This window comes from Mycobacterium sp. E740 (assembly GCF_001672895.1).
Lineage (GTDB): Bacteria > Actinomycetota > Actinomycetes > Mycobacteriales > Mycobacteriaceae > Mycobacterium.
This window is the reverse complement of sequence record NZ_LZKP01000101.1, coordinates 1-564: the sequence shown is the minus strand read 5'-3', so window position 1 is coordinate 564 and position 564 is coordinate 1. Positions and strand designations below refer to the sequence as shown.

Annotated in this window: 1 protein-coding gene; it reads left to right on the top strand. The window is 68.4% G+C overall.

What is annotated here, in order from left to right; all coding sequences use genetic code 11:
- Positions 1–550: TetR/AcrR family transcriptional regulator (locus A5663_RS09555; RefSeq protein WP_231976742.1), on the top strand; the 550-nt coding region annotated here is incomplete at its 5' end.
- Positions 551–564 lie beyond the last annotated feature (14 nt).

The following is a 564-nucleotide window of genomic DNA, read 5'->3' as shown; positions in this document are numbered from 1 at the left end:
GACCGGCACGCGGCAGCGGCTCATCGACGTCGCCGTCATGCTGTTCACCCGGCACAGCTACGCGGGCACCTCGCTGCAGATGATCGCCGACGAGTTGGGCTTCACGAAAGCCGCCATCTATCACCACTTCCGGACGCGTGAACAACTGCTGGCCGCGGTGCTGGAACCGATGTTCGCGCAGTTGCGAGCGATCATCGACGCGGCCGAGTCGCAGCGGGGTGCTCGTGCCCGGGCGGAGCAAATGCTCAGCGGCTACGCCGACCTCTCGGTGCGCAACCGCGGGTTGGCCGCTGTCCTGGCCGCAGATCCCAGCGTCGCCACGGCGCTGCAGCAGCACCGGGATTGGAGCGATCTGATCGCCCGGCAGTTGAGGTTGCTCGCCGACGTGGAGCCGGGCCCGGCGGGGGAGATCCGGGCGGCCATGGTTTTCGCGGGGATGGCAGGTGCGGTCGGTCCGACGTGGGTGCAGCTCGACGACGACGCGTTGGCCGCACATCTGAAAGACGCTGGCAGGCGGACGCTGGGACTGCGGCCACCCCGTCGCACGTAAAAGGTTCTCCGACA